Here is a 14525-nt window from a genome sequence, read left to right on the forward strand (position 1 = left end):
TTCCCTTTGACAGGAGATCCACGATGAACAACATTGCCCCGAGCGCTGATGTTTCGGACCGCGCCGTGCTGGGAGCCGGCACCAAGATCTGGCACCTGGCCCAGGTGCGCGAGGACGCCATCCTGGGAGAAAACTGCATCGTCGGCCGTGGTGCCTACGTAGGCACCGGTGTCCAGATCGGCGACAACACCAAGATCCAGAACTACGCTCTGGTCTATGAGCCCGCCAAGCTCGGAAAGGGCGTCTTCATCGGACCCGCAGTGGTCCTCACGAACGACACCTACCCCCGCTCCGTCAGTCCCGACGGATCGTTGAAGAGCGCGCACGACTGGACCCCCGTGGGCGTCACCATCGAGGATGGGGCGTCCATCGGCGCCCGAGCCGTCTGCGTGGCGCCGGTGACGATCGGCCGCTGGGCGACCATCGCCGCAGGCGCTGTCGTCACGAAAGACGTACCCGCCTTCGCCTTGATGGCCGGGGTGCCGGCCAAACGGCTGGGCTGGGTCGGAAAAGCCGGCTTCCCGCTGCGTGAGGCGGACGGGTTCTGGGTGTGCCCCGAGACCGGCGCCAAATATGTTGAAGAAGAAAATTTCCTGAAAGAGGCAGAGGACAACGCATGAGCCTGGACTTTATCCCCGCAGCAAAGCCGATCATCGGCGATGAAGAGCGGGCGGCCGTAGATGCCGTACTCGCCTCCGGAATGTTGGCCCAAGGCAAGCAGGTAGCCGAGTTCGAAACCGAGTTCTCTTCGGTGCTCGTCGACGGCCGCGCGGCCGTCGCCGTGAACTCCGGCACCTCCGGCCTCCACCTGGGTCTCCTCGCCGCCGGCGTCGGCCCTGGCGACGAAGTTATCGTGCCGTCCTTCACCTTTGCCGCCACCGGCAACGCGGTGGCACTGACCGGCGCCACGCCGGTCTTCGCTGACATCGAGCTGGACCACTACACCCTGGACACAGACCACGTCGCTTCGCTGATCACGGAGAAGACCAAGGGCATCATGCCGGTCCACCTGTACGGCCACCCCTTCGACGTCGAGGGCCTCGGCAGGCTCGCCGCGGAGAGGGGCCTCGACATTTACGAGGACGCAGCCCAGGCGCACGGAGCAAGCTTCAACGGGAAAAAGGTGGGCAGCTTCGGCACCTTCGCCATGTTCAGCCTGTACCCGACGAAGAACATGACCTCCGGTGAGGGCGGCATGGTCACGACGTCGGACGCCGACGTCGAGCACAAGCTTCGGCTGCTGCGCAACCAGGGAATGCAGAAGCAGTACGAGAACGAGATCGTCGGTTTCAACGCCCGCATGACTGACCTGCACGCCGCCATCGGCCGCGTCCAGCTCACCAAGGTGCTCGGCTGGACCGCGCAGCGGCAGCAGAACGCCGCATTCCTCGACGCCAACCTCGAGAACGTCGGGACCCCGGCGGTCAAGGCGGGGGCTGGCCACGTCTACCACCAGTACACAATCCGGGTGACCGAGGACCGCGACGGGCTGGCCAAGGCGCTGCGCGATGAATACAACATCGGAACCGGCGTGTACTACCCGGTCCCGAACCACCGGCTTCCGTCCTTCAACCGGACCGAAGACCTGCCCAACACGGAGACGGCCGCCAAGGAAGTGCTCTCCCTGCCGGTGCACCCGTCCCTGAGCCAGGACGACCTCGAGCGGATCGTCGCTGCTGTCAACGCCGTGGCCAAGGCCGGTGCCTGAGATGGCGAATCTGCGCGTAGGCCTGATCGGGCTGGGCATGATGGGCCGGCACCATGCCCGGGTTCTTCGCGAGCTGCCCGGCGTCGATCTGGTGGCTGTGGCGGACGCCTACGGCGATCCGCACGGCGTGGCCGGTGGCCTGACGGTGCTGTCCTCGGTGGAGGAACTCATTGCCCAGGGCCTGGACATGGCGGTCGTCGCCGTCCCCACGGGGATGCATGAGGAAGTCGGCCTGGCCCTGGCCGAAGCCGGCGTCCACACCCTCGTGGAGAAGCCGATTGCCGAAAGCGCCGCGGCAGGCCAACGCCTGGTGGACGCTTTCGAGTCCAGGAACCTCGTAGGGGCCGTGGGCCACATCGAGCGCTTCAATCCTGCGCTGCAGTCGCTGCGGAAGCGGATTGAGGCGGGCGAACTCGGCGAGGTTTACCAGATCGCCACCCGCCGGCAGGGTCCCTTCCCGTCGCGCATCGCCGACGTCGGGGTCGTGAAGGACCTCGGCACGCACGATATCGACCTCACCGCCTGGCTCGCCCAGAGCCGCTTCGAATCGATCTTTGCCCACGTCACCACCCGCAGCGGCCGTCCGCATGAAGACATGGTGGCGGCCACCGGGCAGCTGGAAAACGGCGTCATCACCAACCACCTGGTGAACTGGCTCTCGCCCATGAAAGAGCGCCTGACAATCGTCACCGGTGAAAAGGGCGCCTTCGTGGCCGACACGGTCACGGCGGACCTGACGTTCTTCGAAAACGGCACCGTGGCCACGGAGTGGGAGTCCATGGCGGCTTTCCGGGGCGTCTCCGAGGGCAACATGACCCGGCTTGCAATCGCCAAACCAGAACCGCTGCGCACCGAGCACGAGGCCTTCCGCGACGCCGTCTTGGGGCTCCGCAACGACGTCGTGACCATGCGCGAAGGCCTGGACACGCTCGCCGTCGCCGAGGCCGTGCTGGAGTCCGCGCGTACCGGGCAGATGGTCAAAGTCGCGGCCTCGTGACGGCACCTCCCCGCCTGAGGGTCGCTGTCGCTACCCGGCTTTTCACGCCCGAAGTGGGAGCCGCTGCCTTTCGTCTCCAGGCCCTCGTAGACGGGCTGGTGGCCGCGGGGGCTGACGTGCAGGTGGTAACCACCCGCGCCCCCGGTGGAGCCTCCGCCGGCAGCGTCCCGTTCGGAATCAGCCGCTGGCCCGTATTGCGGGACCCGGGCGGCAACGTCCGCGGCTATATCCAGTACCTGAGCTTCGACATACCGGCCTTCTTCCGCCTGCTGGTTCAGGGCGCCGACATCGTCGTCTCCGAACCACCGCCCACCACCGGGCTGATGGTGGCCCTCAGCAGCTGGCTGCGTCGCCGGCCGTTCGTGTACTACGCCGCCGACGTGTGGAGTGAGGCGCTGTCCGCAACCGACGTGCCCGCCGTCGTCGTCAGCATGATGCGGCGCGTCGAAGGCTTCGTGCTGCGACGTGCCGCCTGCGTCATCGCCATTTCTGATGCCGTCGCCGAGCAAGTCGCGAAGTTTGGCGTGCCGGCGGAGCGGCTCCGGGTGGTCGCCAACGGGGTCGACACCTCAGTCTTCAACCCCCAGGGCGAGGCTGCGGCCAGTGAGCGGCCGTATTTCGCCTACACCGGAACCATTTCGGAATGGCAGGGAGCCGATGTTTTTGTCCGCGCGCTGCCGATCGTGCAGCTGAAATATCCGGACGCGGAGATCCGCTTTTTCGGGCAGGGCACGGATGAGCCGGCCCTCCGAGCGCTGGCGGCCGAGGTCGCCCCCGGGAGCGTGGTTTTCGGCGGAGTGGTTCCACCCCGGCAGGCTGCTGCCTGGCTGCGGGGAGCCGCGGCCGCACTCGTCAGCATCAAACCAGGTCAAGGCTATGACTTCGCCAAACCGACCAAAATCTATGCCGCCGCAGGATGCGGGACCCCGGTGATATTTGCCGGGACCGGCGAGGGCGCGACAGTCGTAGCTGCCAACGGACTCGGCGATGCCGTGGACCACGACCCCCAGGCCGTGGCGGCGGCAATGATCGCCGCGCTCGAAACCGACGACACCGGCCGCGGACTCCGCTCCCAGTGGGTGGCGGACCACGCTTCTCTCGCGGCAGCAGGCCAGGCAGCGGCGGCCGTCATTGCCACGGTGGCGAGGATCTCCCGATGAAGATTCTGGTGGTCACCACGTGGTTCCCCAGTCAGGGCTCGCCCGCCCAGGCGCCCTTCAACCTGGAGCACGCGAAGGCAATCCAGCTCCGGCACGACGTCCGGGTGCTGCATGTGAGGCTGGGCAGCGGGCTGCCCGCGGCCACGGAGTCATATGCCGGTCTGCCCGTGCGCCGGGTCTCCCTGAACCCCTGCCGGCCGTGGACGGCACTGTCGGTGCTCCGCCTGCTGCTGCGGGAATGCTCGACGGCGGATGTGCTGCACACGATGGCGTTTTCCTCGGCTCTCGTAGCGGCCCTGCCAGCTGTTCTGCGTCGGACCCCCTGGGTGCACTCTGAGCACTGGAGCGGTGTCACTAACCCGCGGAATGTCGCGGGGCTGTGGCCGCGTTTCGCCTGGTTGCGATGGGTTCTGCGGCTTCCGCATGCCGTGACGGGAGTGACGACAGAACTCGTGGAGAAGCTGCAGGCGTTCGCACGGCCACAGGCTGCGATGCTGGTTCCCTGCGTCGTCGCCAACGACCGTCCCCTGCAGCCGCTGCCCGCGCGTGAACGGCTGCGGCTGGCCGCTGTTGGTGGCTTGGTGCCAGGAAAGAGGCCGCTGCTGGCCATCCGGACCATCGCAGCGCTCAGGGAATCAGGCCACGACGTGCACCTCAGCTGGGTGGGGGACGGACCCCTTCGCCGCGAGGCCGAGGAACTGATCGCCGAGTTGAAGCTCGGCGGGAACGTCACACTGGTCGGCGCCGTCCCACCAGCCGAAGTCTTCGCGTTTTTCGAACAGGCCCATCTGTTCTTCCTCCCGACGGCGCACGAGAACTTCTTCACGTCCGCGGCCGAGGCGCTCTCCGCCGGACGGCCCGTGGTGGTTCCGCGGGTCGGGGGATTCACCGACTACGTGACCGAAGCGAACGGCGTCCTCGTGGACGACGCTTCGCCGGAGTCCCTGGCCGAGGCGATCGTGGCGGCCCGCCGGACCTTCGCGGGCGTCGACCCCTCCACCATTGCTGAACCCATCCGGGCCAGGTTCAGCCGAACCACTGTCGGCCGGCTCTTCGAAGACGTCTACGGCCCGGTGCTCGCCGGCACTGGACCAACAGGGCAGGGCCGACGTGGATAGCAGGGCAACGGAGGCGGTCCCGGCCGTTGACGTCGTCATCGCAGTGCACAGCAGCACCCGGCCGGTGGCAAGGGCGCTCTCCTCGATTGCGTCGGCCGGCCTGGAGCTGAACGCCCCCGACGGCGTCCGGGTCACGGTGGTGTGCCACAACATTTCCAGGGACGAGATTTCGAGGAACGTTCCACCCGGGCTGGCTGCAGCCACCAGGTTCCTGGAACTCCGCGACGGGATTCCCAGCCCGGCCGGGCCCTTCAACTATGCGCTGCAGCAGGCTACGGCCGAGTTCGTCTGCGTCCTTGGCAGCGATGATCATCTTGAGCCCGGCGCCCTCCGCCAGTGGCTGGAGCTCGCCCGCAGCCACTCTTCCGCGATGGTCATCGCCCCGCAGCGCCATGCCGGCGGGGCGCCGGTCCGGACTCCGCCGGTCCGGGTGGGCAGGCGGTTCAGCCTGGATCCGGTCAAGGACCGCCTGAGCTATCGCACGGCGCCCCTGGGCCTGCTGCGACGCAGCGAAATTCAACGGCTCGGCCTCCAATTCAGCGCTGATCTGCGGACGGGGGAGGACCAGATATTCTCCGCCAAACTGTGGTTCGGTGGCGGGCGGATCGATTACGCCCGGGGGGCCGGCAAATACGTCGTCGGCGCCGACGCCGAGGACCGGGTCACGGGTCAGCGGCGCGAGATGGGCGAGCTGTTCGCCTTTGCCTTGGAACTCGTCGCGGACCCCTGGTTCGTGGCGCTTCCCCTGGCCCAGCGTCAGGCCCTGGTCACCAAGCTTTTGCGGGTCCACGTCTTTGGCGTGGTCCTCCCTCGCATGGACCAGGGCGGCTGGACGGATGCGGAGCGCGAAGACCTCGCGGGCGTGGCCCGCACACTTCTGGCCGCGGCACCGGGGGCGGATGGGCCCTTGTCCCTGGCGGACGCCCGGCTGCTCCGCAGCATTCTTACCCCTGGCCCGTTGGCTGAGATGCTGGCGGCAGCCGCAGCGCGCCGCAAGTTCGGGCGGCCGCAAACCCTGATCGCGTCGACCCTGGCGGCACAGCTGCATCCAGAAGCGCCGCTGCGGTTCATGACGGCGTCCGCGCTGCTCTAGCCCCTGCTGCTCTAGCGATGCCAGAAAGCAGCAGGGGCGGCAACGTCTTAAAGCAGCAGGGGGCGGCAACAGGCTATTTGTCGCCCATTCCCGCCCCGCATAGGCGCCTGCGCCTCTTACTGTCGGCCGGACTCCGCGTTGAAGTTCAGCAGCGCGTCCACGATCTTCTCGGCAGCGTGCCCGTCGCCGTACGGTGCCGCGTCCGTGGGTTCTGGTGCTGGCCGCTTCACTGTGTCGGCCAGGATGGAGAGGTCCTCGCTCACCAGGACGTTCCACCGCGATTCGAGGGTCTCAACCCACTCCGTCTCGGGACGGATCGTGGTACACGGCACCCGCAGCAGGAAGGCCTCCTTCTGCAGGCCTCCCGAGTCGGTGATGACGCCCGCACTGTTGAGGACGGCGTTGACCAGCTGCGGATAGGCCAGCGGCGGGCAGACCCGAATGCTTCCCTGTTCCAGCGTCAGTCCGTGACGGTCTGCGAAACTGACCAGGCGCGGGTGGGCGAGCAGCAGGACAGGACGGTCCAGGGAGGCCAGGGACGCAAGGATGGACCCGAGGCGCGACGGCGAGTCAGTGTTGTCCGGCCGGTGGATCGTGCTGACGTAGTATCCCTGCGGGGCCACGTCGAGGGGGAGCGGCTCTTTCCGGCTCTCCAGCAGGGTACGGACCTGGTACAGGACGTCGGTCATGACGTCGCCGACGAGGACCGTCTTGGCCGCGAGGCCCTCGTTGGCCAAGTGGTCAACGGCCACGTGGGTGGGGGCCAGCAACAGGTCCGCGGCGTGGTCGGTCAGGACGCGGTTATGTTCTTCGGGCATGCGCCGGTTGAAGGAACGCAGCCCCGCCTCAAGGTGAGCCAGGGGTATGTGCATCTTGACCGCGGCTATCGCAGCGGCCAAGGTGGAGTTCGTGTCGCCGTACACCAGTACGCAGTCTGGTTTGGCCTCTTCCATGATCTCCTCGAGGCCTCCGAGCATGGCCCCGGTCTGTGCGCCGTGCTTGCCGGATCCTACGCCGAGGTTGAAATCGGGCGCGGGGATACCCAGGTCGCGGAAGAAGACATCGCTCATGAGTTCGTCATAGTGCTGGCCGGTGTGGGCAATCAGGTGCTCGGCCCGGCCGGAGATGGCTGAAGCGATCGGTGCGAGCTTTACAAACTGTGGTCTTGCGCCGACGACGCTGAGAATACGCATGTTCCCAGCTTAGGCGATGGCGGTGCCTGGCCACGGCGGGCTGTGATCGAGCGCACCGGTCAAGACCGGGCGCAGTATGGTCAGCAGGCGTTGACCTTGTACAGTTTGGCCGCGCCCTGATGGTCCACGAGTTCGACCTTTGCTCCCGGGGTTGCCAGCACGTTGTCGAACGCAGGGTAGGCCTGGGCCTCCACGAAGTTGAGGATGTAGAAGCGGCCGAAGTCGAGAATGTAGCGGACATGCTCTTTCTCTGCGAGCCGGCAGGTTTCAGCTCCAGGCTGCGACGTCGTGAGGTCCATCGCAATCTTGCTGAGATCGGCGTCGGGCCCCGGTGAAATATGGTACTGGGTGACGTGACGGCCGGAAATGGCGTAGGCCAGCGGTCCGCCGTTGAACGGGTTGACGCCGATAACGGCGTCCTTGGGAACGGTCGAATCGAGCCGGGACATCAGGGCGAATTCATCACTGGAGACCGCCCAGCCCGGGACAAAGGAATACGAGTTCTTGATCTTGGTGGATATTGCGTCAAGCCCGGGGCTGTGGACGCGATCCACCAGGGTGGAGAGCGCGAGCGCAAGAATCGCGGCTGCTGCGACGGCGTACAGGGCCCCAGATCCCCTGAACTCAGGAAGGCCGGGCTGCCGTCGGGCGGAGCGTTTCGCGGCGATGCGGTGAAGCCATCCCCTGACCGCGGACACGAGGCCGTCCGCGCCCACGCTGGCAAGGACAATCATGAACAGCGGCACCAAGGCCGCGAGCCGGTAGGGGTCCTGGTACCAGCTGCCGATCGTGAAGTGCCGGAAGCGGCCCTGGTACATGACGACGGCGACGGTGTAGAGGGCAGCCGCAATGAGTGCGCAGGCAATAATCCAGCCACCCCTCCGCCGCCAGATGATGGTGATGATGCCGACCAGGGCCGCCACCGAGGCGACCATGGTGTCGCCGCCGCCCAGGAGTGTGCCCGTGGCGACGTCGCCCACAGCCTGCTCCAGGGTCCGGCTCGGTTGCCAGCTGTCAAAGTTCAGGAGCAACGCCTGCCAGACGACAAGGAAGGCAGCCGCCGAGGCCACACCCCAAAGAACTGTGAGCGCGATGGACCTCTTGCCGGCTTTGGCGCGGATGCGGGCGCGCATCTGGGAGAACCACGCGGCGGCAATAAGCGGAACGGAGAACGCCAAGAGCGCCGTGACACCGTTGGGCTGCGAAAGGAAGAGCGCCGCAACCGCGATGAGCAGGAAGGACCAGAGGCTGACGTCGTCCAGGAATCTTTCGCGGCCGGCCCTGAACAGCCCCACCAGGACGAGCAGCGCCAGGGGCAGCAAGCTGTAGGCAAGGGTGTTGGGGTAGAGCGGGCCCCACTGCAGCAGCTGGAAGGGGAACATCCAGAAACCGCCGCTCAGGGCACCGGCAACCACCAGCGGCAGGATGCGGGGTCCGACGATGCCCCGGACCAGCATGATGCAGGCGAAGGGCCACAGGAGCGCGCTGACGGCTACCACCACCGCATTTTCGCTGACAAAGACGTCGTTGTTGGTCAGCTGGGCAACGAGGGCCGCCAGCGAATGCCATACGGACGGGTAGATGGCAATCCCGGATTCCGGGCTGAGCATCCGGCCCAGCGTCAGGGACGAGGCGTTGCCGGTTTCGAGGATGTACCGGATTGCATTGAGGTGAAAAATGTTGTCGTACACCTGGGCGAAGTTTCCGGGCTGGCCGATGGCCGGCAGCAGGCGGTTGAATATGAGGGCGGAGCCCGCCACCATACCGCCCAGGATTGCCGCCCATTGGACGGCGGGCGCCGCCGAGGCTGGCGCGACAGGGGAAACCCGTTCGCTAAGGAACCGCCGTAGCAGGAACGCCAAGCCGGTGCAGATGGCTGTCACGAGCAGATAGCTGAAGAGTCCCCAGCCCAGCCGGAACAGTCCTCCCACTACGCCGGCGAGCCCGATGAGTCCGCAGGAAGCTAAGGGGGACATTGCCGCGGAGGCGAAGCCCTTGGCGCCCAGTGCCCTCGCGAGCACAAACCCGGGGAGAAACATCAAGAGTGCGGCCACGGCGATAGCGGGAAACGCCTGCCACCAGTTCATTAATGCTCCTGCTCGTCCGAATTATCGACTCGAGTCTAGCAAGCCAGGCTGATGATCTTGCGCCGGGGGGCCTCCGGCAGCGGCCCCGATGGTGGCGCGGGCTCCGTTATCAAGGTCCTCCGGGCGGTGCCGTGAAAACGCCGGCCGCCGCCCGCAGTCTCTCGCCGAGGTAGTGGCGGAGCGTCGAGTCGCGGGACAGTGAATTCTGCAGCCGTGGAGTGAGCAATGCCCCCCGGCGTCCGGACCCCCGGTACTTTGCCGCCAGGGCGCGCAGCTGCCGAAGCTCCCCGGCCGTTCCCGCGGCCCCGATGAGTTCGGCGTCACGGCGGCTGATACTTGGAATGGAACCGCCGGCAAGAGCCAGGACCCTGCCGGCCACTCCGCGCCAGTACAGGCTCTCCTCGGGATCCCACAGCGGGGCCTGGCCGGGGGAGTCGGGGGCGTCAGCGCGTCTGAGCAGGGCTCCGATGCCGTGCACTCTCAAAACCTTGTGCGCGATGGCGCGCCTTTCCGGCGTCGACGCCTGCCGCAGCCAGTCCGTGTCAAGCAGGTGTTCCAGCCACGCGAACTCCTGCCGTAGCGGCCGGACGGAGCTCGTCACGCGGGCCGGCCCGGAGTCATCCGTTTGACGGTACGCAGGCGCGCCATACGGATAGCAGATGGCACCGGAACGGAACCACAGCCGCAGCGTCGGCTCGATGTCTTCGCCGGTCAGGATGCCCTCGGTGTAGCCAAACCCAAGGGCGAGCAGGCTCTCCCGTCGCAACAGTCCGTAGGGCACACTGCGGTACGCCAGCCCGTCCCGGAGGGGGTGGAGGACCCGGGGCTTTAACGGTCGAATTCGTGGGGACGGAAGAATGCTGCCCGACGGCGTCCGAAGCGGTGCGATCACCGCCGCGGCCGCATGCTTCTCGGCCACTTGCCACCACGACAGCAGCGAGCCGGGTTCCAGATAATCGTCCGAGTCAAGAAAGCTCAGGTAGGTCGCACTGCTGCGGCCCAGAGCGTAGTTGCGGGGGCCGGCCGGTGACGCCACGCCGTCGGTGTGTGCGAGATAGGTGACACCGGCGAGGCCGGAAGGGAACCCTGGCTGGGTCAGGCTGTCCGCTGGAAGGTTGTGCAGCACCACTGTCACGTGCAGGTCGACGCCGCGGGTGCCCAGCGCGGAGCGCTGCTCGGTGACGGACGCGATCCCGCGCGCTACCGGCCGCGCGGGATCATGGACCGGGATGACGACTTCGATGCTTTGGCGCATGGACTAAGCACTCCTGAACGAGGTTATTTGGGGAGTCCCGCGATAACCTTACTGGGTGCAAAACGAAACTCGGGATTCCCCCCGCGGTGGCTCATTTCTCCACGGGACGTCCCCCGCAGCCGCAGCACCAAGGCGGCAGGGATGAGCGCCGATCCCCATGTCCTTCAATTCAACGACTGCGCTTTCGTGGCCCGGACCATGGTCCGGGCCGCCGGCCGGGCAGGCAAGACGTGGGACTATTTGCCGCCCGAACTCGTCCGCCCCCTGACACCTGCGCCGGCAAACCCGGTCCTGGCCCGGGCGCGCTTTGTTCCGTATGTCACCCGAAGGGCCGCAAGATTATGGAAGGCCGACGTCGTCCATGTCCACTACGCCACCAGCGCGCGGTTGCTCCGGGAACGCGGCATGCCGCGGCGCCCCTACGCCCTGACCCTGCACGGTACAGACATTCGCAAACAATGGACCGATCCTGCCTTCCACGATGAGATCCAGCGTGCCATCGACGGTGCCGCGCACGTCTTCTACGCAAACAATGACACCGCCGAAAACGCCCTGGCGGCACGGCCCGACGCCGAATTCCTTCCGGCCCTGGTTGACGCTGCCAGCCTCCCCGCCTGGCGGCCGGACGCCCGGCCCACCATTCTCTTTGTCTCGCGCTGGGACGAGGACAAGGGGGTGGAGCGGCAGTTGAGCCTGGCTCGCCGGCTCCGGAGCGCAGCCGGTCAGGAAGTGCGGATTCTCGGACTGAACTGGGGGCCCGGGGCCGGACGGGCGGCTGAGGCCGGCGTGACGTTGCTGGAGCGCATGTCGCAAGAGGAATACCATCGCATCATGTCCGGCGCCCATGTCGGCGTCGGTCAGGCCACCAACAATTTCGCCACCAGCGAGTTCGAAGCCCTGTGCATGGGCGTGCCGCTGGCCGCCCTCGGGACGCGCCTGGCGCGGCCGGACGACGGCTCGACGCCCCCGGTTCTGGAGGGAACAGAGGACGAAGTGGTGGCGCAGGTCCTCGAAGCGCTCAAGGACCCGGAGGCTGCCGCGCGCACGCTGGGCGGGTCAACGTGGGCGCTGCCCCGCTACGACGCGGCGGCGTACGTGGACCGTCTGGAGGATCTGTACCGGGGGATCGCCACCCGGTAGGGAAATGCCCGGTAGGGAACTGCCGGGTAGGGAACTGCCGGGTAGGGAACTGCCGGGTAGGAAACCGCCCGCAATCCGGTGGCGGACGAACCGCCGGGGAATGCGGGCGGCCGGGAATGCGGACCCGGGTTGCCTACAGCGCGCGTGCCTCCGGGCGCGCCGCCTCACCTGGGGCGGGGGCGCCGCCATCCAGAGTGTGAAGACCCGCGAGAGCAGCCTGCTGGGCGAAATCCGGATTGATACGGATGACCTCGTCGAAAATGCCCTGCGACACGATGGTGCCCTCCTTCATGAAGCAGATCTGGTCATTGTGCCGGATCGTGGAGAGACGGTGAGCCACGGAGATTACGGTGATCTCGCCGTGCAGTTCGCTGATCGCATTCGCGACTGCAGCCTCCGTGGACGTGTCCAGCGCACTGGTGGCCTCGTCGAGCACCAGGATCAGGGGGTCCATGTACAGGGCACGTGCGATGCCCAGCCGCTGGCGTTGTCCGCCCGACAGGGCCAGACCCCGCTCGCCGACCCGGCCATTGATTCCGCCAGCGCGGGTATTGACGGTGTCGAGGAGTTGGGCGCGTTCCAGCGCGCTTCGGACCTTGTCCTCGTCAATGTCGCCGCCCCAGCTCAGGGCCACATTCTGGGCGACTGTGCCGTCGAAGATCGCCACGTCCTGGGGCACGTAGCCCACACGCTTGCGCCAATCGGCCAGCACATCCTCGAGCGGTACGCCGTCGAGGGTCATGGTGCCTTTCGACGGGGTCAACAACCCCAAGAAGATATCGATGAGGGTGGACTTGCCGGCCCCTGATTGACCCACGATTCCCACAGACGAGCCGATGGGCAGCCTGAGGCTGATATTGGTGACCGCCGGACCCTCTGCCCCCGGATAGGTGAATTCAACGTTCTTCAGTTCGAGCATTTTCGGCTCGCTGGTGATGGGGGTCTTGCCCAGCTTCTCGGCGTTTTCCCGGAAGACGGCCGCTTCCTTGATGTCCCGCATCACGATCTCGGTGTAGGGAAGAGTCGACTGGATCAGGGTTATCTGGCCTTGGACCGTGGTCAGTGCCGGCACCAGCTTGAAGCCAGCCAGGCCGAAGATCGCGACCGATGACATCGCAGTTTCCATGCCGCCGATCATGTAGCCCACCGCACCAATCAGCAGGAAGCCGCCGATCAGGGCCATGTCGATCACAAACTTGGGGACCGAACTGATGAACCTAATATTTGACCGTGAACGGGCGGCACGTTCCCGGCTGTGCAGGACGATGCCGCCCACTTCTTCCGCCTTGTCGCGGAGGGTGATTTCCTTGAGCGCCCCGAGCATTTCAGACACCAGCGTGGACATGCGCTGTGCGGCGTCGCGGTTCACCTTTCCTGCCTCATACGACTTCTTTGAGAGCCACAAGTAAAGGAACGCCGCGATGATCCCGAGGTAGAGGACAGTGGACAAAGCGGTCTGCCAAGATGCAGCCACCAGCACCACGAGGACCGATGCGAACGTCAGCGCCTGGGCCGGCAGCGTGACGGCCGGGAACAGCACACCCGATACGGTGTTGGCGATTCCGACGTCGATCATCCGGACGAGCTCGGTGGTGGACCGCTTCATCCGCTCCGTCCACGGAGCACGGATGTAGCTCTGGAAGAGAATAGAGCCAATCTCAAGTTCATAGTCGGCAAACCTGCGGGTGGACACCCACTGAAGCCAGATGCTGAGAACGGACTTCAGGATCATGACCAACGCCGAGGAGACGAGGATCAAGAGACTGAACTCCTGGGTGACGGTTCCAATAACCGGCAGGGTCATCGTCCCGCCCTTGAGGATTTGGTTCAGGACCAAAGCAAAGACGCCCAACGCCGCCGAATCGAGGAGCGAAAGCACCGCCGAGAGCACGCCAAAGAGGGTAAGGAACCGCCTGGCGTTATCGGGCAGAAGCGGCAGCAGCTCGCGCATCGTGCGGCGCAGTTGTTTCAAGGAGTACTCCAAAGCGGCGGGGAAGAATCCTTTCCATACTACGCGGGGTGCTGCCTCGGCTCCTTTTACCGGCGCCGGTAGCCGGAACGCCGAGAGGCCCAATTCGGCGGTGGCGACTGTGGAATACTTGATGCGTGAGTCGCACTTGGATAGTCATACCTATGTACAACGAGGCCTCCGTCGTTGGCGGGGTTATCGACGGAATCCGCCAAGAATTTCCGAATGTCGTATGCGTCGATGACGGAAGCAGCGATGGCTCGCAGGATGTGGCCAGGCAGGCCGGCGCGGTGGTGGTCCAGCACCCGGTCAACTTGGGCCAGGGTGCCGCACTGCAGACAGGCTTCGAATATGCGCTGCAGGATCCTGAACTTGACTGCATCGTAACGTTCGACGCCGACGGCCAGCACCGGGTTGAGGACGCCAAAGCAATGGTTGACCGCGTGCGGACAGGCGAAGCCGACCTGGTCCTCGGCTCACGGTTCCTGGATGGCCGGACGAAACTTTCCCCGGCAAAGCGCCTGGTGTTGCGGACCGCCGCGGTCCAGTCCCGGCTGGCGACCGGAATGGCCCTGACCGACGCGCACAACGGGCTGCGCGCCATTGGGCCGGACGTCGCCCGCAAGATCCACCTCACCCAGAACAGGATGGCGCACGCCTCGGAGTTAATCCACCAGGTGTCCGAGATCAAACCGCGCTGGGTGGAGCACCCTGTCGAAATCATCTACACCGATTACTCAAAAGCAAAAGGCCAGTCCTTGCTGAACTCCGTCAACATCATCGCTGACCTTCTGTTTAGGTGAGA

12 protein-coding genes are annotated in these 14525 nt (G+C 66.1%); 8 read left to right on the plus strand and 4 right to left on the minus strand.

Features of this window, described 5'->3' with window-relative positions:
- Window positions 1-23: 23 nt before the first annotated feature.
- The 6 genes from AC1DEM_RS01950 to AC1DEM_RS01975 are packed head-to-tail and all read left to right on the plus strand — an operon-like array spanning window position 24 to window position 6076.
- Window positions 24-620 (plus strand): acyltransferase, encoded by a 597-nt coding sequence (locus tag AC1DEM_RS01950; RefSeq protein ID WP_377985485.1) that lies wholly within the window; start codon window positions 24-26, stop codon window positions 618-620.
- Window positions 617-1708: a DegT/DnrJ/EryC1/StrS family aminotransferase gene (locus AC1DEM_RS01955; protein WP_476882843.1), complete on the plus strand. Its 1092-nt coding sequence runs from the start codon at window positions 617-619 to the stop codon at window positions 1706-1708. Before AC1DEM_RS01950 ends, AC1DEM_RS01955 begins: the two co-directional genes overlap by 4 nt.
- A 1-nt stretch (window position 1709) precedes the next feature.
- The gene (locus AC1DEM_RS01960; RefSeq protein ID WP_476882844.1) at window positions 1710-2705 is read left to right on the plus strand and encodes a Gfo/Idh/MocA family oxidoreductase; all 996 of its coding nucleotides are present in this window, start codon (window positions 1710-1712) and stop codon (window positions 2703-2705) included.
- Window positions 2702-3865, plus strand: a complete 1164-nt coding sequence (locus tag AC1DEM_RS01965; protein WP_476882845.1) for a glycosyltransferase family 4 protein — start codon at window positions 2702-2704, stop codon at window positions 3863-3865. The genes AC1DEM_RS01960 and AC1DEM_RS01965 overlap by 4 nt, the downstream gene beginning before the upstream one ends.
- Window positions 3862-4983: a glycosyltransferase family 4 protein gene (locus AC1DEM_RS01970; protein ID WP_476882846.1), complete on the plus strand. Its 1122-nt coding sequence runs from the start codon at window positions 3862-3864 to the stop codon at window positions 4981-4983. The genes AC1DEM_RS01965 and AC1DEM_RS01970 overlap by 4 nt, the downstream gene beginning before the upstream one ends.
- Window positions 4976-6076, plus strand: coding sequence for a glycosyltransferase family 2 protein (locus AC1DEM_RS01975; protein WP_476882847.1), 1101 nt, complete (start codon window positions 4976-4978; stop codon window positions 6074-6076). The genes AC1DEM_RS01970 and AC1DEM_RS01975 overlap by 8 nt, the downstream gene beginning before the upstream one ends.
- 116 nt (window positions 6077-6192) lie before the next feature.
- Here the strand turns inward: AC1DEM_RS01975 and wecB are convergent, their stop codons facing one another.
- The 3 genes from wecB to AC1DEM_RS01990 all read right to left on the minus strand — a co-directional run bounded on the left by wecB (window position 6193) and on the right by AC1DEM_RS01990 (window position 10611).
- Window positions 6193-7269 (minus strand): non-hydrolyzing UDP-N-acetylglucosamine 2-epimerase, encoded by a 1077-nt coding sequence (gene wecB / locus AC1DEM_RS01980; protein WP_476882848.1) that lies wholly within the window; start codon window positions 7267-7269, stop codon window positions 6193-6195.
- Between the two features lie 80 nt (window positions 7270-7349).
- On the minus strand, window positions 7350-9356 hold the full coding sequence (locus tag AC1DEM_RS01985; RefSeq protein WP_476882849.1) for a DUF6541 family protein: 2007 nt from the start codon (window positions 9354-9356) through the stop codon (window positions 7350-7352).
- Window positions 9357-9465: 109 nt separating this feature from the next.
- Complete coding sequence (locus AC1DEM_RS01990; protein WP_476882850.1) at window positions 9466-10611, minus strand: glycosyltransferase; 1146 nt, start codon at window positions 10609-10611, stop codon at window positions 9466-9468.
- Between the two features lie 141 nt (window positions 10612-10752).
- Between AC1DEM_RS01990 and AC1DEM_RS01995 the strand changes: the two genes are divergently transcribed.
- Window positions 10753-11751, plus strand: a complete 999-nt coding sequence (locus tag AC1DEM_RS01995; protein WP_476882851.1) for a glycosyltransferase — start codon at window positions 10753-10755, stop codon at window positions 11749-11751.
- Window positions 11752-11884: 133 nt separating this feature from the next.
- Here AC1DEM_RS01995 and AC1DEM_RS02000 read toward each other — a convergent pair whose 3' ends face one another.
- Entirely contained in the window at window positions 11885-13723 is a 1839-nt protein-coding gene (locus tag AC1DEM_RS02000; protein ID WP_476882852.1) for an ABC transporter ATP-binding protein, read from the minus strand.
- 134 nt (window positions 13724-13857) lie between these two features.
- Between AC1DEM_RS02000 and AC1DEM_RS02005 the strand changes: the two genes are divergently transcribed.
- Window positions 13858-14523, plus strand: coding sequence for a glycosyltransferase family 2 protein (locus tag AC1DEM_RS02005; RefSeq protein ID WP_476882853.1), 666 nt, complete (start codon window positions 13858-13860; stop codon window positions 14521-14523).
- The last annotated feature ends 2 nt before the right edge of the window (window positions 14524-14525 follow it).

This window comes from Arthrobacter sp. 05T420 (genome assembly GCF_056396305.1).

Excerpts from the sequence above, each read along its gene's own strand:
- wecB (WP_476882848.1), bottom strand. The coding sequence starts at position 7,269 with ATGCGTATTCTCAGCGTCGTCGGCGCAAGACCACAGTTTGTAAAGCTC.
- AC1DEM_RS01990 (WP_476882850.1), bottom strand. The coding sequence starts at position 10,611 with ATGCGCCAAAGCATCGAAGTCGTCATCCCGGTCCATGATCCCGCGCGG.
- AC1DEM_RS01970 (WP_476882846.1), top strand. The coding sequence starts at position 3,862 with ATGAAGATTCTGGTGGTCACCACGTGGTTCCCCAGTCAGGGCTCGCCC.
- AC1DEM_RS01995 (WP_476882851.1), top strand. The coding sequence starts at position 10,753 with ATGAGCGCCGATCCCCATGTCCTTCAATTCAACGACTGCGCTTTCGTG.
- AC1DEM_RS01960 (WP_476882844.1), top strand. The coding sequence starts at position 1,710 with ATGGCGAATCTGCGCGTAGGCCTGATCGGGCTGGGCATGATGGGCCGG.
- AC1DEM_RS01985 (WP_476882849.1), bottom strand. The coding sequence starts at position 9,356 with ATGAACTGGTGGCAGGCGTTTCCCGCTATCGCCGTGGCCGCACTCTTG.
- AC1DEM_RS01955 (WP_476882843.1), top strand. The coding sequence starts at position 617 with ATGAGCCTGGACTTTATCCCCGCAGCAAAGCCGATCATCGGCGATGAA.
- AC1DEM_RS01950 (WP_377985485.1), top strand. The coding sequence starts at position 24 with ATGAACAACATTGCCCCGAGCGCTGATGTTTCGGACCGCGCCGTGCTG.